The organism is Bacillus sp. MUM 116 (assembly GCF_001866655.1).
In the GTDB taxonomy this organism is placed as follows: Bacteria; Bacillota; Bacilli; order Bacillales; family Cytobacillaceae; genus Neobacillus.
Genome location: NZ_MLYR01000206.1, coordinates 1 through 1,437, shown reverse-complemented (window position 1 = coordinate 1,437; position 1,437 = coordinate 1). Strand labels below are relative to the sequence as shown.

Genomic DNA, 1,437 nt, shown 5'->3' with positions numbered 1-1,437 from the left:
TTCAACTAACAATCAGTGGGGGATGAAAAAACCCCACTGATTGAAGTTTCACTTTATTTGCATTGTTTCCTAAGATTGGATAGTCTGGTATTAAGACTATTTATCAATTGAGGTGTATATGATGACGGTAGAATTAGGTGTAACAGCGCCGGATTTTGAATTAGAAGCGAGCAATGGTGAAAAAGTAAAATTATCCGATTTTCGTGGAACGAATGTGGTTCTATATTTTTATCCAAAGGATATGACTCCTGGATGTACGACAGAAGCTTGTGATTTTCGCGACCGGATCCAAGATTTTACGGATGTAGATGCGGTTATTTTAGGAATCAGTCCTGACCCGATTGATAAACACCAAAAATTTATTGAGAAATACGGGCTGCCTTTTTTACTTCTTGCCGATACTGATCATGCAGTTGCGGACAGCTTTGATGTATGGAAGTTGAAGAAGAACTTCGGTAAAGAATACATGGGGATTGAACGCTCAACCTTTATTATCGATAAGGAAGGTAAATTGGTAAAGGAATGGCGTAAGGTTCAAGTAAAAGGACATGTGGATGAAGCATTAAACTACATAAAAGAGAACCTTAAATAAATTATTTTTGATTTTCAAAGCCTATTTTCATCCGTAAAGGCATTTGTCCAATGCAATAATACAAGGTTTGAATATCATTTTATTAGGGCATACCTCCTCAGATAAAAATTTTCGGGTCCATCGTGACCCCTTTTTTTATGCAAACTATTCAATCTTGATTTCAACCAATATAATGTGTTTATAGAAGTTGAGGTCAACAAAATTGGTTATTTTCCACATTACTTTATACATATAAAAGAATAAGAAGGGGGCTTTTTCAATGAAAATTTATACAAAAACAGGTGATAAGGGAACGACCTCACTCATCTATGGTCAAAGAGTGGCCAAAAATGATTTACGTGTTGAAGCTTACGGAACATGTGATGAAACGAATTCGCTGATTGGTCTTGCATTAAGTTTTCTAAATAAGGAAATTTTTCAAGGGAAAGAAATAATTGAAAAGGTGTATCATAAAATACAAACAAATCTTTTTCATGTCGGTGCAGAGCTAGCAACACCGAAAGGGAAGGAAGTAAAATGGTCTCTTTCCAGTTCTGATATCGAGGAGATGGAAAAACAAATTGATGAATGGAACGAAGTCCTTCCGCCATTGACCAATTTTATTTTACCAGGGGGGCATACGGCGGGGGCTGCCTTTCATGTAGCCAGAACCACTGCAAGACGTGCCGAAAGATGTGCTGTTTCACTTGAGGAAGATGTGAATCCTCTTGTATTGGCCTATTTAAACCGTCTCTCGGATCTGTTGTTTGTAACAGCAAGATATGTGAACCATCAGCTCGGACAAATTGAGCAAACATTGCATTCATAATGAGAAAAGCGGAAGCGCCTTGGTCAGCCCCGACAAG

2 protein-coding genes are annotated in these 1,437 nt (G+C 37.7%); both read left to right on the top strand.

What is annotated here, in order from left to right; genetic code table 11:
* Nucleotides 1–121: 121 nt before the first annotated feature.
* The gene (gene bcp, locus BIV60_RS27980) at nt 122–592 is read left to right on the top strand and encodes a thioredoxin-dependent thiol peroxidase (protein ID WP_071358923.1); all 471 of its coding nucleotides are present in this window, start codon (nt 122–124) and stop codon (nt 590–592) included.
* Between the two features lie 259 nt (nt 593–851).
* Complete coding sequence (locus BIV60_RS27975; protein ID WP_071358922.1) at nt 852–1,400, top strand: cob(I)yrinic acid a,c-diamide adenosyltransferase; 549 nt, start codon at nt 852–854, stop codon at nt 1,398–1,400.
* Nucleotides 1,401–1,437: the final 37 nt, after the last annotated feature.

Coding starts and splice junctions, on each gene's coding strand:
- bcp (WP_071358923.1), top strand. CDS start 122: ATGACGGTAGAATTAGGTGTAACAGCGCCGGATTTTGAATTAGAAGCG.
- BIV60_RS27975 (WP_071358922.1), top strand. CDS start 852: ATGAAAATTTATACAAAAACAGGTGATAAGGGAACGACCTCACTCATC.